Consider the following 22,440-nt stretch of genomic DNA (forward strand, 5'->3'; position numbering starts at 1 on the left):
GGCGCGGTGAGAGGAATATGAGGGGCTTTTGCCTTCCTTACAAGGGCCGGCCATGGTTAAGCCCGGCCGGGCTATAGAAATTCGGCGCTGAACAAAGGCAGAATTACAGGATCTTAATGTCTATCGAGAGTCGTTCCCAGATAGTCATCATAAATTCCTGAGATGAGAAGCGGGGGCTTTCGCGAGTATTTTTATCGTACCGACGAGCCCGAACAGGACGGTAACACCAACTGCTGCAGTCGCAGCCAGTACCGCGCCCGTCGGATCACTGACGAAATCGATCCGCATCACTTGCGTGACGATCCCCCACCCCGCCGCTGTACCCGCAATAACGCCGAAGACGGCTGCGACGAGGCCGATCGCCGCGTATTCAAGGGCGTACGACGAAAGTATGAAGCGGCGGGTGGCGCCGAGGGTCTTCAGGATCATCGCGTCATAGAGCCGCGCCCGCTGTCCGGCCGCCAGCGCTCCACCCAGCACCAGCAGGCTCGCCGCGATGGCCAGGCCCGATGCACCGCGGATCGCCATGGCGAGCTGGGCGACGATGGTATTGACCGCTTCGAGCGCGTCCTTGACCCGCACCGCCGTGACGGCGGGGAAGTCGAGCGCGAGGCGGCGCATCAGCGCCGCGTCGGTCGCACCCTTGCCGTCCGGGCTCGCCGTGATGGTCGCGAGGTTGGTGTGCGGCGCGCCCGCGAAGGTGTTGGGCGAGAACACCATGACGAAGTTGATGCCGAAGGAGCGCCAGTCGACCGTGCGGAGATTGGCGACGCGGGCGGTGATGTTGCGGCCGAGCACGTTGACGGTGAGCCGGTCGCCGATCTTCAGGCCGATGCCCGTGGCGTTCTGGGCATCGAAGGAAACCAGCGGCTCGCCGCGGTAGTCCGCCGGCCACCATGCGCCGGCGGAGATGCGCGAGCCCTCCGGAATTGCCGCCGCATAGGTGATGCCGCGGTCGCCGTCGAGCACCCAGGCGGATTGCTCGCTCGCCTTGATGTCCTCGGCGCGGGTCTCGTTCACGGCGACGATGCGGCCGCGCATCATTGGCACGCGCTCGGTCTTCGCGCCCGGGCGTTGCTCGGCGAGGAAGGCGTCGAAACGCCCGGAATCGCGGCTGGGCACGTCGAGGAAGAAGAAGCTCGGCGCCTTGTCGGGCAGCGCGCCGGTGAGCTGCCGGGTCAGGCTGACATCGATGAAGGAGAGCGCCGAAAGCAGCGCGACGCCCAGCCCGAGGGAGAGGACGAGCGAGGGCGTCAGCGCGCCCGGCCGGTGGCTGTTGGCGAGCGCCATCCGCAGGGCCGGGCGGCGCGGGCGCGGGATGCGGCGTGCGAGCGCCATCAGGCCAAGCGAGACGACGCGCAGCAGCACGAAGACGCCGAACATCACGCCGATATAGATCAGCGCGATCCGGCGGTCATAGGCGAAGCCGATGGCGACGCCGGCGAGCCCGGCCAGCGCCAGTGCGCAGAGGGCGAGGTAGATCGCGCGCGGGCGGCGCGGATCGGGCTCGATGCGATCGCGGAAAAGGGCCGACACCGGGATATCGTGCGCCCGGCCGAGCGGAATGACCGCGAAGACGAACGCCGTCAACAGCCCGTAGAGCGCGGCGATGGCGAGTTCGCCCGGCGCCAGTGTCGGCTCGAAGGGAACCGGCAGGATGCTCTGGACGACGGCGCCCAGGCCAAAGGGGGCGGCGGCGCCGAGTACGAGGCCGATCGCCGTGCCGATAGCGGCGACGAGCATCACCTCGGTCAGGTGGATCGCGACGACGCGGCCGCCGCTGGCGCCGACCGCCTTCATCGTGGCGAAATCGAGCTTCTTGGCCTCGACGAAGCGGCGCACGGCATTGGCGACGCCGACGCCGCCGACCAGCAGGGCGGTGAGACCGACCAGCGTCAGGAACTGGGTGAAGCGTTCGAGATTGCGCTGGAAGCTCGGCGCGGCATTGGCGCGGGAGCGGATCTCCCAGCCGGCGTCGCGCTGCTGGGTGCCGACATCGGCGACAAGCCGTTCGAGATCGGCGTCGCTGGAGGCAGTCGGCGGAAGCTGAAGGCGATAGGTCCAGCGGATGAGGCTGCCCGGCTGGATCAGGCCGGTGGCGCGAAGGGCTTCCTGCGAGATCAGGAGGCGCGGGCCGAAGCCGACGCCGGCGGCGATCTTGTCAGGCTCGGACATCAGATTGGCGCGCAGCTGGATTTTTGCGCCGCCGACCGTGACGATGTCGCCGGGCTTGAGATCGAGCCGGCCGAACAGGACGGGATCGGCGACGGCGCCGAAAACGCCGTCGCGTTGTTCCAGCAGCCCGGGCAGCGGAGCTTGCGGGTCGGTCTCGACCCCCCCGATGCCCGGATAGCTGGAATCCACCGCTTTGATCTCGACGAGGGCCGCGCCCTTTTCGCCGGCATTGGCCATGCCGCGCATGGTCGCGATGCTGGAGACCGTGCCGCGCGCGGTCAGGAAGTCGAGTTCCTCGGGCGTTGCCTCGCGGTGGATCAGGCTGAAGGCGGCGTCGCCGCCGAGGATGCGTCGCCCTTCCCGGGCAAGGCCTTCGGTCAGACCGCGCGAGGCGGAGGCGACGGCGGCGATGGTCATGACGCCGAGCGCGAGGCAGGCGATGAAGATGCCGAAGCCACGCAGGCCGGCACGCAGGTCTCGGATGGCGAGGCGAAGGATGAGGCCGATGCCGAGGGAGCGGGAGGCCGGGCCGTGTGGTGGCTTGACGGGGGCGTGCATCGTCAGGCGACCGCCGTCTCGTGCTCGGCCTCGATCACGCCGGAGCGCAGGCGGACGGTGCGCTCGCACAAGGCGGCGAGCGAGAGGTCGTGGGTGACGAGGACCAGCGTCGCGCCGCGCTCGCGCTTGAGGGCGAAGATGAGGTCGACGATCGAGCGGCCGGTCGCTTCGTCGAGATTGCCGGTCGGCTCGTCGGCGACGAGGATCGCGGGATCGGGAGCGACGGCCCGTGCGATGGCGACACGCTGCTGCTCGCCGCCGGAGAGCTGGGCCGGATAATGGTCCATGCGGTGGCCGAGGCCGACATTGCGCAGCTCGGCTTCGGCGCGGGCGAAGGCGTCGGGATGGCCGGCGAGCTCCAGCGGCAGCGCCACGTTCTCGCGCGCCGTCATCGTCGGGACGAGATGGAAGGACTGGAAGACGATGCCGATCTGCCTGCCGCGGAAGACGGCGAGCCCATCCTCGTCGAGGGCGCCGAGATCCTGTCCGGCCACATGCACGAGGCCTGAATCAGGGCGTTCCAGTCCGGCCATTATCATCAGCAGGGTCGACTTGCCGGACCCGGAGGGGCCGACAAGCCCGGTCGCCTCGCCATTTGTCAGCGACACCGAGACGCCCTTGAGGATATGGACGCGGGCGGCGCCACGCCCCAAACTCAGGTGGACATCCTGCAACTCGATCGCCGGGGCGGCCTTCTCGCTCATCACGCCATGATCCTGACTTCGCTATCCATCGCCATCCCCGCTGGCGCCAGATCACGCCCGGAGCGGGGCGGAAACGCGGCGCGGCGCGGTCTGCGGCCATATGGGCGCGGTTTCGCGCTTCTCCAATCGGCTGCGGCGTTTTTCGTTATTCTCCTGCTGCTTTTCATCGGTTCCAGCGACATGGCCAGCTCCCAGACCGCCAGCACCAACCCAACCGCCGCGAGGCCGCTGAAGCTCGTCGCCTTCGGCGATTCGCTGTCTGCGGGTTACAATCTGCCGGGCAGCGCGGCTTTTCCCGCCGTCCTGGAGCAGGCTCTGCGCCGGAAGGGCGTCGCTGTCGAAATCGTGAACGCCGGCGTGTCCGGCGATACGACGCAAGGGGGGCTGGAACGGCTCGACTGGTCGGTGCCTGATGGGACCGATGGCGTGATCCTCGAACTCGGCGCGAACGATGCGCTGCGCGGAGTCGACCCGGCGCAGACACGCCAGGCGCTGGACATGATGATCGCGCGGCTGAAGGAGCGGAAGATTCCGGTAATGATCGCCGGCATGTACGCCCCGCGCAATCTCGGGGAGGATTATGCGAAACGTTTCGACGCGATCTATCGCGAGCTTGCGGAGAAGTACGGGCTGGTGCTTTACCCCTTCTTCCTGGATGGCATCGCGGGCGACCGCGCTCTGAACCAGGCGGATGGGCTCCACCCCACGGCCGAGGGCGTCACCGTCATCGTCCGCAACATCCTGCCGACGGTCGAGCGCTTCATCGCCACCTTGCCCGCCAGGTCCTGATCCGTCCGCGGGCTTTCCGCGCGGCGATCCCCGATTCTCGTATCGCCGCCCGCCGGCCTGTTTCCGGAGTTGCTTCACCATGGAATACCGTCGCCTCGGGCGCACCGATCTCAAGGTCTCGGTGATCTGCTTGGGAACCATGACCTGGGGGGAACAGAACACCGAGGCCGAAGGCCATGCCCAGATGGATTATGCGATCGAGCAGGGCATCAATTTCTTCGATACCGCCGAGCTCTACGCGATACCGCCCAAGCCGGAGACGCAAGGCTCGACCGAGCGGATCATCGGTAACTGGTTCAAGGCCCGCGGCAACCGCGACAAGATCATCCTGGCATCGAAGGTTTGCGGCCGTGGCGGCAACACCTGGTTCCGCGACGACAAGAGCCCGACGCGGCTGACGCGCAAGCAGATCTTCGAAGCGGTCGACAAGAGCCTGAATCGCCTGCAGACCGACTATATCGATCTCTACCAGCTGCATTTTCCCGAACGGCCGATGCCGTGGGGCTCGAACCCCACGCGCTTTTCACGGGCTGCCTATGAGAAGCCGGCCGACGAGACCTCGATTCCCGAGCAGCTCGACGCTTTTGGCGAACTGGTGAAAGCCGGCAAGATCCGCCATCTCGGCCTCTCCAATGAGAGCGCCTGGGGCACGATGCGCTTCGTGGCCGATGCGGAAGCACGGGGCACACCCGGGGTGCAGTCGGTCCAGAACGCCTATAATCTGCTCAACCGCACCTTCGAGACGGCGCTTGCCGAGGTCGCGCTGCGCGAGGATGTCGGCCTGCTCGCCTATTCGCCGCTGGCGCAGGGCTATCTCACCGGCAAATATCTCGACGGTGCCCGCCCGGCCGGCGCCCGCACGACGCTGTTCGATCGCGGCCAGCGCTATGAGGGCGCGGGCGCCGAGGATGCGATCAAGCGCTACATCGCGCTTGCTCGGGAGGCCGGCCTCGATCCGGCGCAGATGGCGCTGGCCTTCGTCAACAGCCGCTGCTTCGTGACCGCCAACATCATCGGCGCGACCTCGATGGAGCAGCTCAAGACCGATATCGCCTCGATCGACGTCAAGCTGTCGCCTGAGGTCGAGGCGAAAATCGACGCGATCCATCAGCTCGTCGGCAATCCCTGCCCGTGAAGACATGCGTCGTTCTCGGGCGCCGCACAGCGGCGACCCGGGAATCTCGTCGATGAGATGCTCAAGCCGAGCCCGAGCATGACGGAGCGCGCCGAGCATCGCGCAGGGGAAAAACGGTTCCCATGAGCCGGCTGCGCGCTTACCGTCTCTCCAGAGTCACAATTGCTTGGCAAGGGATTCACTCATGCCGAGGCTGTTCATCGCTCTGGAAATTCCCGCCGAGGTTGCAAGCCAGCTGACGCTGCATCGCGGGGGCCTGTCGGGAGCACGCTGGATCGAACCGGCCGATTACCACATCACCCTGCGCTTTCTGGGCGATGTCGACCGGCGGATGGCGAACGACGTCGACCACATGCTCTCCGATCTCAGCGCCTATCCCTTCGAGGTAACCCTCGATTCACTCGGCAGCTTTGGCGGCGACAAGCCGCGCGCCGTCTTTGCCCGCGCGACGCCGGTGAAGGCGCTGACCGATCTGCAGGGGGATATCGAGCGGCAGATGCGTCGCATCGGCCTGCCGGCGGAGGGGCGCAAATTCGTGCCGCATGTCACCTTGGCGCGGCTGCGCGACACCATGCCGACCGAGGTCGCGCATTATCTCGGCCTGCACCCGATCGTGCCGCCGATCACCTTTACGGTGCGCCGCGTCGCGCTGATGTCGTCGCGCGACTCGATCGGCGGTGGCCCCTATGTGTTGGAAGCCGCTTATCCGCTCGGCCCGTCCTATCCGAATCGACTGCCGCGGGAGATGCGCCGATGACAAGACCGAAGCGGCTTTCCCCGGAGGCTCAGGCCGAAGCGCTGGCGACGCTGACCGGCTGGAAGCTGGTCCAGGGACGCGAGGCGATCACGCGACGCTTCGTCTTCCGCGACTTCAGCGAGGCCTTCGGCTGGATGACGCGGGTGGCACTGCTCGCCGAGGCGATGAATCACCACCCCGAGTGGTCGAACGTCTATCGGACGGTCGAAGTGACGCTCGCCACCCATGATGCCGGCGGGCTGACCGAACTCGACGTCAAGCTCGCCCGGGCGATCGACGCGCTGGCGAGCTGAGCAGCTTCAGCCCGAGGCGGCGCTCCATCCGCAGGCCTTCAAGGCTGCCCACATATGGGGCGGAGGCGGCGCCTCGACATGGATCGGCTCGCGCTTGCGGTAAAGAGGTACGGTGATGCCACGGGCATGGAGCTGGAGACCGGGGCCGCCTTCGCGCGGGGCGGTGCCGTAGATCTCGTCGCCGAGCATCGGCCAGCCGGATGCCTGGCAATGCACGCGCAGCTGATGGGTGCGGCCGGTCAGCGGCTCCATGGCAAGCCAGGCGAGCGGGCCGGTCTCGTCCCGGCCTCGCCCGAGCACGCGATAGCGGGTCTGCGAGGGCAGGCCGGCGGGATCGACCTTCATCCACCAGCCGCGCTCCGGTGAGCGCCGGGCCAGCGGCAGATCGATTAGCCCCTCGTCCTCCGTCGGATCGCCCTGCACGACCGCCCAATAAGTCTTGTCGATCCGCCCGTCGCGAAACATCTGGTTGAGCTCGGCCATTGCGCGGGGATGGCGGCCGAGAATGAGACAGCCGGAGGTGTCCTTGTCGAGCCGATGCGCGGCTTCCGGCCGGCGCGGCAGGCCGAAGCGGAGCTGGTCGAGATAATCGGTCAGGACGGGAATGACGCGGCGTTTCGCCTGCGGGCCGCGATGCGAAGGCAGACCGGCGGGCTTGTCGATGACGAGCATCATGGCGTCGCGATAGAGCAGCGGCACCGGCAGCTCGGCGTCGATTTGCCCCTGCGGCTGCGAATTGTCTGGTTGATCCGGCTGAGCCATGGCATTGCGCTAGCGAAGCCGGCACGGCGGCGCAACTGAAGATGCCCGCCGAACCGAAGACAGGATGGCGATGAGCGAGACCGAACCGAAGAAACGCGGCTTCTTTTCGAAGCTGTTCGGGCGCGACGAGGAGCCGGCCAAACCGGCACCGGCGCCCGAGGCGGCAACCGAGCAGGCGGCCGAGTCCCTCGAGGACCTGAAGCCGGAAGCAGAAGAGGTCGTTGCGCCGTCGGTTGCCGAGGCGGAAGTTCCCGCTGTTGAAGTTCACGCTGCCGAGCCCGTTGTGTCGCCCGCGCCGGTCGAAAGCATTGCGCTGCCGGCGGAACCGGAACCGAAACCCGAGGTTGCCGTCGCACCGCAGCCTGAACCCGTTGCTGCTCCTGAACCCGCTCCCACCCCCGCCCCGCAGCCGAAGCGGAGCTGGTGGAGGCGCCTGACGGATGGGCTCTCGCGCACCTCCTCGGCGCTGACGACGGGGATCACCGACCTTTTCACCAAGCGCAAGCTCGACGCGGGCACGCTTGAGGATCTCGAGGACATCCTGATCCAGGCCGATCTCGGTCTCGCGACCTCGGCCAGGATCGCGAAGGCCGTCGGCGACGGGCGCTACGACAAGCAGATCGAGCCGGCCGAGGTGAAGACGATACTGGCGCGCGAGGTCGAGACGATTCTCGTTCCCGTGGCGCAGCCGCTGGTGATCGACGCCACGAAAAAGCCGTTCGTGCTGCTGATGGTCGGGGTCAATGGCTCCGGCAAGACCACGACGATCGGCAAGCTCGCTGCGAAATTCCGCGCCGAGGGCAAATCCGTGATGCTGGCCGCCGGCGATACCTTCCGCGCCGCCGCGATCGAGCAACTGCGTGTCTGGGGCGAGCGCACCGGCGCCAAGGTCGTCTTCGGCCAGCAGGGGGCCGATGCGGCGGGCCTCGCTTTCGAGGCGCTGGAGAAAGCCAAGGCTGACGGTACCGACGTGCTGCTCGTCGACACCGCCGGGCGGCTGCAAAACAAGCAGGGGCTGATGGACGAGCTCGCCAAGGTCGTCCGCGTCATCCGCAAGCAGGATCCGAGCGCGCCGCATGCGGCGCTGCTCGTGCTCGATGCCACCGTCGGCCAGAACGCGATCAGCCAGGTCGAGGCCTTCCGCGAGACGGCGGGCGTGACCGGGCTGGTGATGACAAAGCTCGATGGCACGGCGCGCGGCGGCATCCTGGTGGCGCTGGCGGCGCAGTTCGGCCTGCCCGTGCATTTCATCGGCGTCGGCGAGAGCGTCGAGGATCTGGAGCCGTTCTCGGCCCGCGACTTTGCGCGTGCCGTGGCGGGATTGGGAGAGGCGGCGTGAGCGACGGCGCAAGCGAGACGACACGGCAGATTCCGGCCGAGGCCGCGAAAGGCAGGGCGATAAGCCCCCTGCTCAAGCTGGCGCTGGAATTTGGGCCGCTCGCGATCTTCTTCTTCGCGAATTCCTATGGCGACCGGCTGTTCCATGTCGCCGAGGACCGGCGCATCTTCGTCGCGACCGGCATCTTCATCGTCGCCTCGCTGCTGGCGCTGGCGCTGTCGCGGGTGCTGATGGGCTATCTGCCGCGCATGGCGATCGTGAATGCCATCGTCGTCACCGTCTTCGGCGGGCTGACGCTGGCGCTGGACGATGCCTTCTTCATCAAGGTCAAGCCGACCATCGTGAATGCGCTGTTCGGCTCGGTGCTGCTCGGCGGGCTTTTCTTCGGCCGTTCGCTGCTCTCGCTGGTGCTGGAGACTGTGCTGCAGCTCGACGCGGAAGGCTGGCGCAAGCTGACCTTCCGCTGGGGACTGTTTTTCTTCGTGCTGGCGGCGCTCAATGAGGTGGTCTGGCGCACACAGACCCAGGATTTCTGGGTCGCCTTCAAAGTCTGGGGCGTGATGCCGCTGACCATGGCGTTCGCCCTGGCCCAGACACCGCTGATCCTCAAGCACGAGATCAAACCGGCGAAGATCGAGGAATAGCGGCATCTTGCCATTTGGCAGAGTTGTCTCCATTTTATGCCAAATGGAGGATCTGCCATGGCGGCCCTGCTGCGCATCGAAACCGGCCAGCGCGACTTCGCTCCCGATCCGATCACGGACGAGGAGGCGGCCGCCATGTTTCGCGCTGCCGTGAACCTGTTCCGGCTCTGGCGCGTCACCGACGAGGAGGCGGCGGTGCTGATCGACCTGCCGGTTCGGAGCTACCGACGCTGGAAAACCGGCGAGATCGGTCGCATCTCGCGTGATGGCAAGGCGCGGCTGTCGAACCTGATGGGCATCCACAAGGCTCTCCGATTGATCTTCACCGAGCCGCAGCGCGGTTATGATTGGATCAAGCGGCCCAACAGCGACTTCGTCGGCAAATCGGCGCTCGAAATCATGCTCCGCGGCGAACTCACCGATCTGATGCGGGTGCGCCGCCTGCTCGATGCCGAGCGGGGCGGCTGGTGATCGAGCCGGAGAGCCTGCCGGTCGCAGAGGTCGAATGGCAGGGGGCGGTGCGGATCATCCGCAGCATCTTCCCGCCGATCGACCTGTTCGAGGACATCGCCGACCCCTCGGACTGGCCGCTGCTGATCGCCGCCGAGCAGAAGACCAATCCGCGGCTGATGGAGACAATCGGCAATCTCGATCTCGTGCCGCCCGGCAGACGCGTATCGGGCCAGGGTGCGAGCTGGCTGATGGCCCCCTTCACGCATGTCAGCCCGGACCGGCCAAGCCGCTTCAGCGACGGTGGTTTCGGCGTGCTCTATGCCGGTGACCGTTTCGAGGTGGCGCTGCTCGAAACGATCCACCATCACGCCCGGTTCATGCGGGCGACGGCGCAGCCGCCGGGCTGGACCTCGCAGTTCCGCGAGATCGTCCTGGAGATCGACGCGACCCTGCACGATGTCCGGGCGCTCGGGGCCGAAGCTGCCCCGCTGCTCGACCCGGCCGACTATGCCGGCAGCCAGGCGCTTGGCGCCGGGTTGCGGGCGCTTGGCTCGGCAGGCGTCGTCTATCCCAGCGTGCGCTGCCCCGGCGGAGAATGCGTCGGCCTGTTCTATCCCGACGGGGCCGGTCACCCGGTGCAGGGTCGGCATCTCGACTATCATTGGAACGGCGAGCGCGTGGACCTTTACCGGGACCGCAGCGCCGGCGAGGTCTACCGCATTCTGTGACCGCGGTGGCCAAGCGCCTCAGTCGCCGGAGCGACGCATTCGCGTCACCTTGTACACCTGACCGACCGCATCATAGGTCGTCCATTCCCCGGCCTGCTCGCCCCTGTCGAAATGGCCGGAGCGCAACCGGGTGCCGTCCTTGCGAAACCACTCCCAATAGCCGGTGGGCAGGCCATCCAGCGTCTGGCCTCGTGCCCATGGGCTGCCGTCCTTGTGGCGCTGCTCGAAAGGAGCGGGTTTCACCATCGCCTCCTGTGGTGGACCCAGCCCGGGGCAGGCGGAGGCCGCTATTTCGGCGCGAGGCGGATCGCTCCGTCAAGACGGATCGCGGTGCCGTTCAGCATGTCGTTCTCGATGATGCTGCGGGCCAGCGCCGCATATTCCGTGGGTCTGCCGAGGCGCGACGGGTGCGGCACCGAGACGGCGAGCGAGGCCTTGGCATCCTCGGGAAGGCCGGCGAACATCGGCGTCTCGAACAGGCCGGGCATGATCGTGACGATGCGGATGCCGAGCCCGGCCAGATCGCGTGCGATCGGCAGGGTCATGCCGGCGACGCCGGCCTTGGAGGCGGCATAGGCGGCTTGGCCGATCTGCCCGTCCTCGGCTGCGACCGAGGCTGTGCAGATGATGACGCCGCGCCCGCCATCGGCCGTGATCGGATCGAGGCCTGCCAGCGCTGCCGCCGATTTGGCGATGACGCGGAAGGTGCCGACGAGGTTGATCGCGACGGCCTTCTCGAAGGTGGCGAGATCATGGGCGACGAGCTCGCCGGTGTCGCGCTTCTTGGAGACGACGCGGCGGCCCGGCGCGATGCCGGCGCAGTTGACGATGATGCGGGCGATGCCATGGGCGGCGCGGGCCCGGGCCAAGGCTTCGTCGACGGAGGTTTCGCTGGTGACGTCGCAGGCGCAGAAGATGCCGCTGATCTCCTGCGCGATCGCTTCGCCGCGCTCGGCATTGAGGTCGAGCAGCGCCACCTTGGCGCCCTCGCCAGCGAGCATGCGGGCGGTTGCCTCGCCGAGGCCGGAGGCGCCACCGGTGACGATGGCGGCGAGGGAGGAATCGAGCTTCATGGTACGTTTCCCGTGCTTTTTGGTTCTAAAGCCGGTTTAGAGCGCGTTTCATGTCGCTCCAAGCGGGTTTTCCGGCCGGCCTCTTGTGCAGGATTGCGACGGGGCCATCTTTCGACATGGCGCGCCGATCTCGAGCGCGCGATCATCGGCGTCATCGGACGCAAAGGAGCAAGACCGGGATGAGCCAGGGGTTCAGCGCAAGCTTCAGCCGCGAGGAGATGGAGGCGATCCGCAAGAGCCTGCGCGACGAAGCGAAGTTCGGTGCCGATTTCATGGCCCGGCTCAAGCGCGTCGCGAAACGCATTCCGTTTGCCGAGGATCTGCTGGCCGCGTGGTTCTGTGCGCGCGATCCGGCGACGCCGCGCCGTGTGCGGCTGACGCTGCTCGCCGCGCTCGGCTATTTCGTGCTGCCGGTGGACGCGATTCCCGACTTCATGCCGCTCATTGGCTTCACCGACGATGCGGCGGTGATTGCTGCGGCGATCGCGGCCGTCGCCGGCTCGATCACGCCGGAGCATCGCGAGCGGGCGAAGGCGAAGCTGGCGGAGCTTTGATCCGGCGGCGTCATGTTCGGGCTGGACCCAGCATCCCGGAAACCGGCGCCTTCTTGTCGTGAGATTCTCGGGTCGAAGCTTTGCTTCGCCCGAGGATGACGCGGGACCGATCTACAGCGTCAGGACGATCTTGCCCTTGGCCTTGCGGTCGCCAATCAGCGCGTAGGCTTCCGTCCAGCGCTCCAGCGGGAAGGTCGCATGGACATGGGCGCGGATATGGCCGCCTGCTGCCCATTCCAGCAGGCGTTCCATGTTGCGCCGATGCGCGGCCGGCTCGCGGACGACGAACTCGCCCCAGAAGACGCCGCGCAGGTCACACCCCTTGAGCAGCAGCAGGTTGAGCGGAATCTTCGGGATCTCGCCGCCGGCGAAGCCGACGACGAGGTAGCGCCCTTCCCAGGCCATCGAACGCAGGGCGGGCTCGGCGAGCTCGCCGCCGACCGTGTCGTAGAGGACATCGACGCCGCGCCCGCCGGTGAGCTTCTTCAGCGCGGTGCGAATGTCGTGCTGCGCATAGTCGACCTCCTCCTGCGCCCCGTGCTCGCGGGCGAGCGCGAGCTTGTCGGGCGAGGAGGCGCAGGCGATGACATGGGCGCCGAGCAGCGCGCCGATCTCGACGGCGGCGAGCCCCGCTCCGCCGGAAGCGCCGAGGATCGCCAGCGTCTCGCCCGCCTTCAGATGCGCGCGCTGGATCAGCCCGTGCATCGCAGTGCCATAGGTGACGAACAGGCTCGCGGCCTGCGCGTCGTCGAGCTTGTCGGGGACGCGAACCAGTGCGTCGGCGGACACCGCGACCTTCTCGCGCGCAGCGCCATAGCCCATCCAGGCTCCAACGCGCTCACCGACGCGCCAGCCGGCGACGCCTTCGCCCAGGGCGGCGATGGTGCCGGCGCATTCGGCCGAGGGAGAAAAGGGGAAGGCCGGCTTGGTCTGGTAGCGGCCCTTGATGATCAGCGTGTCGAAGAAGTTGAGAGCGGCAGCCTTTACGTCAATGACGACCTCGCCGCGGCCCGGCAGCGGCTCGGGCAGGTCGCGGATGACGAGTTCCTCCGCCGGTCCGTGATGTTCGCAGAGCAAGGCTTTCATCGCCACTTCACCGTTGCCATCCTCGGCGCGGAACTCTGCCACGGCCGCTCGGAACGGGGAACCGGCCGGCAATGGTGCCGTTCGCATTTTCGCCAGGATCGTGACACTCTATGCCGCCGTCCCGCGCGGTCCGCTCCCCAACAGGTGGTAAACGCGGTATTAAGTTTTTTAGTGACTGATGGCGGTCCATGATCAAGTCCTTCTTCCGCACCCGCGACGCCGCATTTTTCCGCATCGCCGCCGCGCTCGGCCTGACGGCTGGATTGCTGGCCCTGGCCGGTCTGCCGGCTGAGGCTGCGCCGGCCAAGCCGAAGCCCGCCGCGACCGCCGCTGCCACGCCTGCCGCCAGCCCCGGACAGGGGCAGGCGATGCTGCTGGAGACGGCCGGCAAATGGCAGGCCTTCTCCTCGCAGCAGGGCCGTTCCAAGGTCTGCTACGCGCTCGCCAAGCCGGAGAGCCGCATGCCGGCGAATCTCAAGGATGTCGAGGGTATGCTCTTCGTCTCCAGCCGGCCGGGGGAAGGCGTGCGCAACGAGATCAGCTTCGTGATGAACTTCGACGTCAAGGAAGGCGTCGAACATCAGGCCTTGATCGGCAATGACCGCTTCGCGCTGGTCGCCAAGGGCCAGAACATGTGGCTGAAGAACCCGGCCGAGGAGCAGCGCATGCTCGACGCGATGCGCCGCGGTTCCGGGCTGGAGATCAAGGCGACCTCGAAGCGCGGCAACGCCACCGCCGACAAGTACTCGCTCGCGGGCATCAGCCAGATCGTGAAGCGCGCCGAAGACGCCTGCAAGTAGGGCGCATGGCGAAGCCTTGAGACCGAGGCCCGTCATGCTCGGGCATGCCCCAGCATCTGTGCCAGGTGATTCTCGGGTCTACGCGGCGTTTATCCTCGGGCCACAGTTCGGACCCGAGGGCTCCGCCCGCGAATGACGCTGGGGCCGGATTTCCGGTTTTCCCGCAATTGTGCTAGGGAGCGGCAAATCCCGCGCCTTTCCTGATGGGCGACGACAGAGCTCCGATGACAGTGTCCGTTTCCGCACCTGCCGCTCCGGCGGCTGAAACCGTTTTGCGACGCCCCTCGCTGGTAGGGCGTACCCGCGCCGGCCTCGTTGAGGCGCTCGCCGAGATCGGCGTTTCCGAGAAGGAGCGGCGCATGCGCGTCGGCCAGCTCTGGAACTGGATCTATCATTATGGCGTCCGCGATTTCGACGCGATGACGACGATCGGCAAGGGGCTGCGCGGGCAGCTTGCCGAGCGTTTCTCGCTCGATCTTCCGGAGGTCACGGCCGAGCAGGTCTCGACCGACGGCACGCGCAAATGGTTGATGCGGATGCCTTCGACCGGCGCGCATGACCGCGGCGCCGAGATCGAATGCGTCTACATCCCCGAAGTCGACCGCGGCACCCTGTGCGTCTCCAGCCAGGTCGGCTGCACGCTGACCTGCACCTTCTGCCACACCGGCACGCAGCGCCTGGTGCGCAATCTCAAGACCGAGGAGATCGTCGCGCAGGTGATGGTGGCGCGCGACCGCCTCGGCGATTTCCCCAACCGCAAGCCGCCGGAAGGCGCCTTCGTCCCGAATGATGGCGGGCGCTTTGTCACGAACATCGTCTTCATGGGCATGGGCGAGCCGCTCTACAATTTCGACGGCGTGCGCGATGCGATCGGCGTGATCACCGATGATCAGGGGCTGTCGCTCGGGCGCCGTCGCATCACCGTCTCGACCTCTGGCGTGGTGCCGCAGATCGGCCCGCTCGGCGAGGAGATGGGCACGATGCTGGCGATCTCGCTGCATGCGGTGCGCGACGATCTGCGCAACGAATTGGTGCCGCTCAACAAGAAATACCCGATCAAGGATCTACTCGACGCCTGCCGGAACTATCCGGGCCTGTCGAATGCGAAGCGGATCACCTTTGAATACGTCATGCTCAAGGGCGTGAACGACTCCGACGCCGAGGCGCGCGAGCTCGTCCGTCTGCTCAAGGGCATCCCGGCCAAGATCAACCTGATCCCGTTCAACCCCTGGCCCGGCACCAAGTACGAGTGCTCGGACTGGGACCGGATCGAGCGCTTCTCCGAGATCGTCTTCCGCGCCGGCTATGCCTCGCCGGTGCGCACCCCGCGCGGGCGCGACATTCTCGCAGCCTGCGGCCAGCTCAAGAGCGAGACCGAGAAGCTCTCGGCCCGCGCCCGGCTGATGTTGGAGCAGGAAGAGGCGCAGGCTGCGCCGGCCGTTGCGGCGGAGTAAGCCTTGCTACGCTGGATTCTGCTGATCCCTTTCGCCTGCCTCGTCGCGATGGGGGCGGGGCTGTTCTTCCTCGCCATGGCGAGTGTCGCCTCGCCCGCCGTGGCGCTGCTGATCGGCGGCGGCATTGAGCGGCTCATCGACGTTCTGTTCGGGTTGGCCGAGAGCGGCGTCGATCCGGCGCCGGCGGCGCAAGCGGCCTTCGCCTTGATCGGGCGGCTGGGGATGGCGATCATCGTGGCGCCGGTGGTGCTGGTCGCGGTCGGCAGTGAGCTGTTCCGGTTGCGCAGCGGCCTCATCCAGAGCGGTCTGACCGGCGCCCTCGCGGCGCTGCTGCCTCTCGCCATGCTGAGGTTGTCGCGGGCGCCGAGCCATGCGGAGATCCAGATCATCTCCGGGCTCTTCGTGGTCGGCGCCGCAACGGGCTTCGTCTACTGGTTGATCGCCGGACGCGGCGCGGGCGGGGAGCGCAACGCACCCACCGCACCGCGTAACTGAGCGTCGCTCAGAGCCCGAGCACCTTCCGCAGTTCGGCCTTGGCGGCAGCGAACTCGGTCTGGAATTCGGGCTGCTCCATGATCCGGGCGGCGATGACCGAGCCGGCGATGCGGCCGGCCTCGATATCCGAGCGGTAGTGGATGCCGCCGATCACGCGGTTCCAGCCATAGGCCCAGGCCCTGTCCATGATCTCGGTGCGCTTCTCCGGCACCATGTTGGAGAGCACGATGCCCATGAGCGTCCCGACGGTGGTATGGCCGGACGGATAGGCGCCGGAATTGGAGATCTTCACCACCGGCTTCACCAGCGGGCTTGCCTGATGCGGGCGCGGGCGCTTCCAGCTGTCCTTGGCCGGATCGACCACGGCGCCTTCGGTCGCGACGACGCGATCGAAGAAGGCGGAGAAGACCGGCAATGAGTCGGCCTTGAAGGCCGGGCCCATGACATTGGCGAAGCGCCAGATGTCCTCGACCGCATCGGCCTGGGCCTGTGCTTCCATCTCGGGCGAGCGCGTGACCTGGATGGTGAGGACTTCGCCGATCTCGGCCTTGGTCTGAGCGGAGTCCTGCGTCGGCGGCGGCTTGAGGACGGTGCGCAGATCGATCGAGGCGGCGGTGGCGAAGGGTTTTGCGTCTTCGGCCCGCAGCGGAGCGGCGGCGAGGGCGAGCAGGGTCAGAAAGGCGAGGGCGATGGTGCGCATGGGAGCGGTCCTCTGTGGGGCGCGCGGAGCCACGCGCCCGCAAGATGACAGCGTCATGACGCAGGCTCAGTCCCCGATCGCGACCCCTTCCCGCCGGCCGTCGGCGCCGCCCAGGAAGCCCTCAGGCGTCTTCACGATGGCCTGGGTGCCGGAGGTCATCTCCAGCAGGCGCACCTCATGGCCCTTCGCTTCCAGCGCAGGCTTCCAGGCCTCGGCTTCCGTCCCACTCTCCAGCTCAGTCGGCCCGTTCCGGCTGCCGAAATTGCCGAAATCAACAGCCTGCTGCGGGTCCATCTTCCAATCGAGCAGCGCGACGAGGGTCTTGGCGACATAGCCGATGATCTGGCTGCCGCCAGGCGAGCCGACGACGGCATAGAGCCGACCGAAAGCGTCGAAGACCAAGGTCGGCGCCATCGAGGAACGCGGCCGCTTGCCGGGCTCGACACGGTTGGCGACGGGCTTTCCATCCTCCTCCGGTGCGAAGTTGAAATCGGTCAGCTCGTTGTTGAGCAGGAAGCCGCTTTGCGTCATCAGGCGCGAGCCGAAGCCGTCCTCGATCGTGGTGGTCATGGCGACGGCATTGCCGGCCGCGTCGACCACCGAGATGTGGCTGGTGCCGTTCTCGATGCCATCGGAGGGGGCGAACTGCTGCGCTCTCTTGTTCGGAGGATCGCCCGGCTTGGCCTTGCCCATCGACCGTTCCGGGCTGACCAGGCTGGCGCGGGAGCGGATATAGCTGCGGTCGATCAGGCCGCGCACGGGCACGCTGATGAAGGCGGGATCCGCAAGATAAAGCGCGCGATCGGCGAAGGCGAGGCGGCCGGCTTCGCTGAACCAGTGGGCGGCCTCAGCGCCCGGACCGATCCGGCGCAGATCTTGCCCTTCCAGCACGCCGAGAATCTGCTGGATGGCGATGGCGCCCGAACTCGGAGGCCCCATGCCGCAGAGGCGCCAGATGCGATAGCTGCCGCAAACCGGCTCGCGCTCCTGGACCTTGTAGGCGGCGAGATCGGCCAGCGCCATGTCGCCGGGATTGGTCGGGTGACCTGTGACGGTCGCAACGATGTCCTCAGCGATCGGCCCCTCATAGAGCGCTTTTGCGCCCTGCGCGGCGATGGCTCGCAGCGTCGCCGCAAAGGCCGGGTTCTTCAGGACGGTGCCGACGGCCTTGGGCTTGCCGTCGGGCTCGTAGAAATAGGCTGCGGCGAGGGCGTTTTTCGGCAGGTTGGCTTCGCCGGCGAGCAGGCCGTTGAGGCGGGGAGAGATGGTGAAGCCCTCCTCCGCCAGTTTCAGGGCGGGGGCCACCAGATCGGCCCAGGGCAGCTTGCCCCAGCGGCGATGCGCCTCTTCCAACAGCTTCAGCGTGCCGGGCACGCCGACCGAGCGGCCACCGATGACGGCATCCACGAACCGCATCGGCCTCCCGTCCTTGATGAAGCGGTCCGGCCTGGCGGCAGCGGGGGCCGTCTCGCGGCCATCGAGTGTCGTCACCTTGCGAGCGGTCTCGTCCCAATAGACGAAGAACGCTCCGCCGCCGATGCCGGAGCTCTGCGGCTCGACCAGGTTGAGCACGAACTGGGTGGCGATAGCGGCGTCTGCCGCGCTGCCGCCGGCGCGCAGAATGTCGCGCCCGGCCGCGGCAGCGAGCGGATTTGCGGCGGCGGCCATGAAGCGCTGGGCCGTGCCGAGCGTCTTGATACTGCGCCCCGTGCCCGCCTCGGGCGCGGGAGCGAGCGGCTGGGCGATCGCGATCTGAGTGGTCAGCACGGCCGCGGTCAGGGACAGAAGGAGGGGTAGGCGCATGGCTCGACTCCGAGGATTGCGGGCAGAATAGGCCATTCGCCGCGGCCTGCCAGCTTGGACCAGCGCGCCGCGACAGGTAGAGTTCCGAATCGAGACCGTTGTGACGCTGCCAAAAGGGGTTTTCGGCATGTCGTTTTCCACCCATCTTCGCCGTCCACTCGCGTGGCTCGTGCTCGGCCTTGTCGGCATCGCGCTTGCCGGCTGCGGCTATAACAACGTGCCGACGCTGGAGGAGAAGGCGAAGGCCGCGTGGTCCGAGGTGCAGAACCAGTACCAGCGCCGGGCCGACCTGATTCCGAATCTCGTCGAGACGGTGAAGGGCTACGCCGCACAGGAGCGCGACGTGCTGACCGCCGTGATCGAGGCCCGCGCCAAGGCGACGCAGGTCAAGGTCGATGCTTCGACGATCAACGACCCGGTCAAGTTCAAGGAATTCCAGGACGCGCAGAACCAGCTCACCGGCGCGCTCGGTCGCCTCCTCGTCACGGTCGAGCGCTATCCGGAGCTGAAGTCGAACCAGAACTTCCTCGCCTTGCAGTCGCAACTCGAGGGCACCGAGAACCGGGTTGCGGTGGCGCGGCGCGATTACATTCAGGCGGTGCAGGCCTTCAACACCGAGATTCGCACCTTCCCGGGCGTGATCTGGGCGAAGCTGTTCTGGGGCGCCAAGCCGATGGAGACCTTCACGGCCACGGCGGGCGCCGAGCGGCCGCCCGCGGTGAAGTTCTGAGGTAACCAGCTTCGTGCGGCAGAGCGGTATGTCATGCTCGGGCTCGGCCCGAGCATCTCTCTCCGGAGATTCTCGGGTCTGCGCTTCGCATCGCCCGGGAATGACGATGCTGCGGGCCGCTGCGGCCCTGGTTTTGTTGCTCTGGAGCAGCCTTGTATTCGCCGCGGATCCGAACTACCCGGCGCTTACGGGCCGGGTCGTCGACGGCGCCAATCTGCTTGCGCCCGATGTCCGGCAGCGCATCGAGGACAAGCTCAAGGCGCATGAAGACAAGACCTCCGATCAGGTCGTCGTCGCGACGGTGCCGTCGCTTCAGGACGTCCCGATCGAGAATTTCGCGAATGGGCTCTTCCGGCATTGGAAGCTCGGCGAGAAAGCCAAGAACAACGGCGTGCTGCTGATCGTCGCGCCGAAGGAGCGCAAGGTCCGAATCGAAGTCGGCTACGGCCTGGAAGGGGCGCTGACCGACGCGCTCTCCAAGGTCATCATCACCACCGCCATCGCGCCGAAGTTCAAGAGCGGCGATTTCGCCGGAGGGATCGATGCCGGAGTCGATGCCATCCTGACGATTCTGGCTGGGGATGCCGAGGAATGGCAGCGGCGCGCCGAGGTCCGCTCGGACGAGAGCTCATTGGGCGAGGACATCGCCGTCATCATCGCGATGATCTTCATCTTCCTGTTCATCGTCGCTTTCCTGCGGGGGATCAGCCAGCAGAACGGCGGAGCGCGCCGCCACCGGCTGCGCAACGGGCAATGGGTGATACTGCCGCCGAGCACGGGCTCAGGATCAGGCTGGAGCGGCGGCTCCGGCTGGGGCGGCGGCGGAGGCGGCTGGAGCTCGGGCGGCGGGTTTTCGGGCGGCGGAGGCTCCTCCGGCGGCGGCGGGGCTTCGGGAGACTGGTGATGGATGCCGCTGACAGGGATGCGATCGCGGAGGCCGTGCGCCGGGCCGAATTGCTGACGGCAGGCGAGATCGTGGTGGTGATCGACCGGGCGGCTTCGAGCTACCGCAACGTGCCGGTGGTCATGGCGCTCACGCTCGCGCTGTTTGTGCCATGGCCGCTGCTGTCGCTGACGGCGATGAGCGCGCAGCGAATCTTCATGATTCAACTCTTCTGCGCAGCCCTGCTTCTGGCAGGGCTCCTCTGGTACGGGCGCGGCGGGCGTTTTGTGCCGGGTTTCGTCAAGCGCCGGCGGGCGCACGAAGCGGCACTGCGGGAGTTCACGGCGCGCGGCATGACGCGGACGAGGGCGCGCACCGGCGTGCTGCTCTATATCGCGCTGCAGGAGCGCTACGCCGAGATTCTCGCCGATACCGGGATCGACGGGCTCGTGGACCAGGGCACCTGGAGCGGCATCATCGAGCCGCTGTTGGCGGCGGCGCGCGAGGATAGGCTGACCGAGGGGCTGATCAAGGCGGTCGATGGTGTCGGTGCAGTTCTCGCACAGCATGTCCCGCCGGTTCCCGGCGACGTCGACGAGCTGTCGAACAAGGTCATCCTGCTCTGAGACTCTGCCGCGGCGGCAAGTTCAGCGTGTCGCCGGGCCCTTGGCGGCGGCCAGAATCGCGCCCGGCATCACATAGCCGTGCTTGCCCGGCCGGTCGGCCTGGATGACGACGACATAGCCATCGGCCTCGGGCGCCTGCGTGGCGGCCAACGGGGCGGTGATGGTCGCCTCCTGCCCGTTCCAGTCACCGACGCGCACCATGCCGCGCACCACATTGGCGTAGGTCAGCGTCTTGCCCTGGTTTTCACCGCGCGTGATGGGTACCGTCGCCTGATGCGAGATGGGTAGAACCCAGACACCGGAGACCTCGTCGCTCGCGGCGCCGGTCGGCGCGATCTTGATCTGGAGGTTGCCGTTCTCCTCCTTGAGCGCAAGCTTCGCGGCGAAGCCGGTGACGGCGAACTGGTTCACCGCCTTCTCAATCTCCGCTTTCTCCGAGCCTACCGCATGGGAGGAGCCGCTGATGACGATTTGCGGCGTGTAGACCTGCCCATCGCCACGGGCCTTGGCATAGAGCTTCTGGCGCTTCGCGAAGGAGTCCTTGCCGAGCGTGTCCTTCCAGCCGAGATAGTCCCAATACGTCACCGGCATCGTCAGCGCGATCAGCGTCGGGTCCTTGGCCAGCTCGAGGACCAGCGCATCGGCGGGTGGGCAGGATGAGCAGCCCTGGCTGGTAAAGAGCTCGAGCACCGCCCGCGGCGCCTTCGTCCCCGTTTGCGCGAGAGCCGCCGTCATGCCCAATACAAGGGCGGCAGCAGCCACGGTGGATCGGCGCAGGACAGGGACCATGATCTCGACTTTGAAGATGACTTATTTTCCGAAGGTTACCAAAGCCAGCAATTCATCGCAGAGGGAAATCACGTTGCCTTGAAAACGGGCATGGTCGCGCGGGCGTGATCGAACTCGGCCAAGGCGGCAGCCGGGATCATCTTGGGCCGCCAGCGGCGGTGCATCCAGAGCCATTGCTCGGGGTGCTCGCGCACCCAGCCTTCGACCACCGCCGTCATCATGGCCATGGCGCCCCGCACATCGATCTCGCCCGCGGCGTCGCGCGGCAGATCGAGCGGCGGTGTCAGCTCCAGCCGGAAGCGGTGGTTCGGCAGGCGGATGACGCGGACGCCATGCACCGGGCACTCGAAGCGTCGCGCGAACTTGCCCATGATCGGATTGGTCAATGCCGGGCGTCCGAAGAACGGTACGACGACGCCCCGGGTGAAATGCTGGTCGATCAGCATGCCGAGATGCCCGCCCTTCTCGAGGACGCCCTGCATGGCGAAGGCTGCTCCCTGCTTGGCGGCGGCGAGGCCGCCCATCGCGCCGGAGCGGATTTCGTGCACGACAGCGGCGATGGCGGGGTCGTTGGGCGCGCGAAAGACGGCGGTCGTCTCGAGATCATAGGCGGCGGCGCAGATCGCCGGCAATTCCCAATTCGCCAGATGGGTCGAGAAGATCAGGCCGGGTTTGCCATCCTCCCTGAGTGCAACGAAGTGCTCGATCCCCTCGACCTCGATGCGCGAAGGCTTGTCCGGATTATCGTAGTCGTAGTCGAAGAGCGTCTTCAGATGAGCGTATTCGCCGGCGACGCGGCCGAGATTCTCCCAGGCTCCGCGTGCGATGCGCTTCACCTCCGCCTCGTCCTTTTCAGGAAAAGCTGCGCGGATATTGGCTAGCGCGACGCGGTTGACCGGGATCAGCGGGCTCACGGTCCGCAGCAGCCAGCCGCCGAGGTCGCTGGCGCGATCCGGCCCGAGCAGCCGCAGGAACCCGAACAGCGCGCGGATCACGCCAATCATGATCGCCGCGCCGATGCGCGCGGCGATTGCTTTCAATCGTCTCAAGGTCGGTCCAGCCCCAGAGCATGTCCGCGCTTCTTCGCAACGCGGACAGGCCTTGTCCTTT

25 protein-coding genes are annotated in these 22,440 nt (G+C 67.1%); 15 read left to right on the forward strand and 10 right to left on the reverse strand.

Features of this window, described 5'->3' with window-relative positions; genetic code table 11:
• Positions 1–147: 147 nt before the first annotated feature.
• The gene (locus AB4Z16_RS26240; protein ID WP_441514263.1) at positions 148–2,733 is read right to left on the reverse strand and encodes an ABC transporter permease; all 2,586 of its coding nucleotides are present in this window, start codon (positions 2,731–2,733) and stop codon (positions 148–150) included.
• A 2-nt stretch (positions 2,734–2,735) separates the two neighbouring features.
• Complete coding sequence (locus AB4Z16_RS26245) at positions 2,736–3,437, reverse strand: ABC transporter ATP-binding protein (protein ID WP_441514264.1); 702 nt, start codon at positions 3,435–3,437, stop codon at positions 2,736–2,738.
• Positions 3,438–3,617: 180 nt separating this feature from the next.
• Between AB4Z16_RS26245 and AB4Z16_RS26250 the strand changes: the two genes are divergently transcribed.
• From AB4Z16_RS26250 to AB4Z16_RS26265, 4 genes are all read left to right on the forward strand, one after another.
• Positions 3,618–4,226, forward strand: a complete 609-nt coding sequence (locus AB4Z16_RS26250; protein WP_441514265.1) for an arylesterase — start codon at positions 3,618–3,620, stop codon at positions 4,224–4,226.
• A 79-nt stretch (positions 4,227–4,305) separates the two neighbouring features.
• Positions 4,306–5,361, forward strand: coding sequence for an aldo/keto reductase (locus tag AB4Z16_RS26255; protein ID WP_441514266.1), 1,056 nt, complete (start codon positions 4,306–4,308; stop codon positions 5,359–5,361).
• A 184-nt stretch (positions 5,362–5,545) separates the two neighbouring features.
• Positions 5,546–6,118, forward strand: coding sequence for an RNA 2',3'-cyclic phosphodiesterase (gene thpR / locus AB4Z16_RS26260; protein ID WP_441514267.1), 573 nt, complete (start codon positions 5,546–5,548; stop codon positions 6,116–6,118).
• Positions 6,115–6,411 carry a 4a-hydroxytetrahydrobiopterin dehydratase gene (locus AB4Z16_RS26265; protein ID WP_441514268.1) on the forward strand — a complete coding sequence of 99 codons (297 nt, stop codon included), beginning with the start codon at positions 6,115–6,117 and terminating at the stop codon, positions 6,409–6,411. The genes thpR and AB4Z16_RS26265 overlap by 4 nt, the downstream gene beginning before the upstream one ends.
• A gap of 6 nt (positions 6,412–6,417) precedes the next feature.
• On the opposite strand, the gene AB4Z16_RS26270 is transcribed toward AB4Z16_RS26265, so the two are convergent.
• Positions 6,418–7,173, reverse strand: coding sequence for an RluA family pseudouridine synthase (locus AB4Z16_RS26270; protein WP_441514269.1), 756 nt, complete (start codon positions 7,171–7,173; stop codon positions 6,418–6,420).
• Positions 7,174–7,243: 70 nt separating this feature from the next.
• Between AB4Z16_RS26270 and ftsY the strand changes: the two genes are divergently transcribed.
• Genes ftsY through AB4Z16_RS26290 form a run of 4 tightly spaced genes read left to right on the forward strand, consistent with a single transcriptional unit; the run spans position 7,244 to position 10,337 of the window.
• Positions 7,244–8,512, forward strand: a complete 1,269-nt coding sequence (gene ftsY, locus AB4Z16_RS26275; RefSeq protein ID WP_441514270.1) for a signal recognition particle-docking protein FtsY — start codon at positions 7,244–7,246, stop codon at positions 8,510–8,512.
• Positions 8,509–9,156, forward strand: coding sequence for a septation protein A (locus tag AB4Z16_RS26280; protein WP_441514271.1), 648 nt, complete (start codon positions 8,509–8,511; stop codon positions 9,154–9,156). The genes ftsY and AB4Z16_RS26280 overlap by 4 nt, the downstream gene beginning before the upstream one ends.
• A 57-nt stretch (positions 9,157–9,213) precedes the next feature.
• The gene (locus AB4Z16_RS26285) at positions 9,214–9,627 is read left to right on the forward strand and encodes an MbcA/ParS/Xre antitoxin family protein (protein ID WP_441514272.1); all 414 of its coding nucleotides are present in this window, start codon (positions 9,214–9,216) and stop codon (positions 9,625–9,627) included.
• Positions 9,621–10,337, forward strand: coding sequence for an RES family NAD+ phosphorylase (locus AB4Z16_RS26290; RefSeq protein WP_441514307.1), 717 nt, complete (start codon positions 9,621–9,623; stop codon positions 10,335–10,337). The genes AB4Z16_RS26285 and AB4Z16_RS26290 overlap by 7 nt, the downstream gene beginning before the upstream one ends.
• An 18-nt stretch (positions 10,338–10,355) precedes the next feature.
• Here AB4Z16_RS26290 and AB4Z16_RS26295 read toward each other — a convergent pair whose 3' ends face one another.
• Both AB4Z16_RS26295 and AB4Z16_RS26300 read right to left on the reverse strand, forming a co-directional pair.
• Positions 10,356–10,580, reverse strand: a complete 225-nt coding sequence (locus AB4Z16_RS26295; RefSeq protein ID WP_441514273.1) for a toxin-antitoxin system YwqK family antitoxin — start codon at positions 10,578–10,580, stop codon at positions 10,356–10,358.
• Between the two features lie 44 nt (positions 10,581–10,624).
• On the reverse strand, positions 10,625–11,410 hold the full coding sequence (locus AB4Z16_RS26300) for an SDR family NAD(P)-dependent oxidoreductase (protein WP_441514274.1): 786 nt from the start codon (positions 11,408–11,410) through the stop codon (positions 10,625–10,627).
• A gap of 218 nt (positions 11,411–11,628) precedes the next feature.
• On the opposite strand from AB4Z16_RS26300, the gene AB4Z16_RS26305 reads away from it, so the two are divergent.
• Positions 11,629–11,964, forward strand: coding sequence for a YkvA family protein (locus AB4Z16_RS26305; RefSeq protein ID WP_441514275.1), 336 nt, complete (start codon positions 11,629–11,631; stop codon positions 11,962–11,964).
• A 111-nt stretch (positions 11,965–12,075) separates the two neighbouring features.
• Here AB4Z16_RS26305 and AB4Z16_RS26310 read toward each other — a convergent pair whose 3' ends face one another.
• Complete coding sequence (locus AB4Z16_RS26310) at positions 12,076–13,050, reverse strand: NADPH:quinone oxidoreductase family protein (protein ID WP_441514308.1); 975 nt, start codon at positions 13,048–13,050, stop codon at positions 12,076–12,078.
• Positions 13,051–13,238: 188 nt separating this feature from the next.
• Between AB4Z16_RS26310 and AB4Z16_RS26315 the strand changes: the two genes are divergently transcribed.
• The 3 genes from AB4Z16_RS26315 (at position 13,239) to AB4Z16_RS26325 (ending at position 15,799) form a co-directional block, all read left to right on the forward strand.
• Positions 13,239–13,850 carry an invasion associated locus B family protein gene (locus tag AB4Z16_RS26315; RefSeq protein WP_441514276.1) on the forward strand — a complete coding sequence of 204 codons (612 nt, stop codon included), beginning with the start codon at positions 13,239–13,241 and terminating at the stop codon, positions 13,848–13,850.
• A gap of 224 nt (positions 13,851–14,074) precedes the next feature.
• Positions 14,075–15,304 (forward strand): dual-specificity RNA methyltransferase RlmN, encoded by a 1,230-nt coding sequence (rlmN, locus tag AB4Z16_RS26320; RefSeq protein WP_441514277.1) that lies wholly within the window; start codon positions 14,075–14,077, stop codon positions 15,302–15,304.
• A 3-nt stretch (positions 15,305–15,307) separates the two neighbouring features.
• Positions 15,308–15,799: a hypothetical protein gene (locus AB4Z16_RS26325; RefSeq protein WP_441514278.1), complete on the forward strand. Its 492-nt coding sequence runs from the start codon at positions 15,308–15,310 to the stop codon at positions 15,797–15,799.
• Positions 15,800–15,806: 7 nt separating this feature from the next.
• Here the strand turns inward: AB4Z16_RS26325 and AB4Z16_RS26330 are convergent, their stop codons facing one another.
• Together AB4Z16_RS26330 and ggt are read right to left on the reverse strand one after the other, a co-directional pair.
• The gene (locus AB4Z16_RS26330; protein WP_441514279.1) at positions 15,807–16,499 is read right to left on the reverse strand and encodes an acid phosphatase; all 693 of its coding nucleotides are present in this window, start codon (positions 16,497–16,499) and stop codon (positions 15,807–15,809) included.
• Between the two features lie 66 nt (positions 16,500–16,565).
• Positions 16,566–18,302 carry a gamma-glutamyltransferase gene (gene ggt, locus AB4Z16_RS26335; protein WP_441514280.1) on the reverse strand — a complete coding sequence of 579 codons (1,737 nt, stop codon included), beginning with the start codon at positions 18,300–18,302 and terminating at the stop codon, positions 16,566–16,568.
• Positions 18,303–18,429: 127 nt separating this feature from the next.
• On the opposite strand from ggt, the gene AB4Z16_RS26340 reads away from it, so the two are divergent.
• The 3 genes from AB4Z16_RS26340 to AB4Z16_RS26350 all read left to right on the forward strand — a co-directional run bounded on the left by AB4Z16_RS26340 (position 18,430) and on the right by AB4Z16_RS26350 (position 20,541).
• Positions 18,430–19,032 (forward strand): LemA family protein, encoded by a 603-nt coding sequence (locus tag AB4Z16_RS26340; RefSeq protein ID WP_441514281.1) that lies wholly within the window; start codon positions 18,430–18,432, stop codon positions 19,030–19,032.
• A gap of 106 nt (positions 19,033–19,138) precedes the next feature.
• Complete coding sequence (locus AB4Z16_RS26345; RefSeq protein WP_441514282.1) at positions 19,139–19,936, forward strand: TPM domain-containing protein; 798 nt, start codon at positions 19,139–19,141, stop codon at positions 19,934–19,936.
• On the forward strand, positions 19,936–20,541 hold the full coding sequence (locus AB4Z16_RS26350) for a TPM domain-containing protein (RefSeq protein ID WP_441514283.1): 606 nt from the start codon (positions 19,936–19,938) through the stop codon (positions 20,539–20,541). Before AB4Z16_RS26345 ends, AB4Z16_RS26350 begins: the two co-directional genes overlap by 1 nt.
• Positions 20,542–20,562: 21 nt before the next feature.
• On the opposite strand, the gene AB4Z16_RS26355 is transcribed toward AB4Z16_RS26350, so the two are convergent.
• Positions 20,563–21,303 (reverse strand): DUF1223 domain-containing protein, encoded by a 741-nt coding sequence (locus tag AB4Z16_RS26355; protein ID WP_441514284.1) that lies wholly within the window; start codon positions 21,301–21,303, stop codon positions 20,563–20,565.
• A 95-nt stretch (positions 21,304–21,398) separates the two neighbouring features.
• Positions 21,399–22,334 carry a lipid A biosynthesis lauroyl acyltransferase gene (locus AB4Z16_RS26360; protein ID WP_441514309.1) on the reverse strand — a complete coding sequence of 312 codons (936 nt, stop codon included), beginning with the start codon at positions 22,332–22,334 and terminating at the stop codon, positions 21,399–21,401.
• Positions 22,335–22,440 lie beyond the last annotated feature (106 nt).

The sequence above is a fragment of the Allobosea sp. TAF32 genome (genome assembly GCF_052113585.1).
Taxonomy (GTDB): Bacteria; Pseudomonadota; Alphaproteobacteria; order Rhizobiales; family Beijerinckiaceae; genus Allobosea.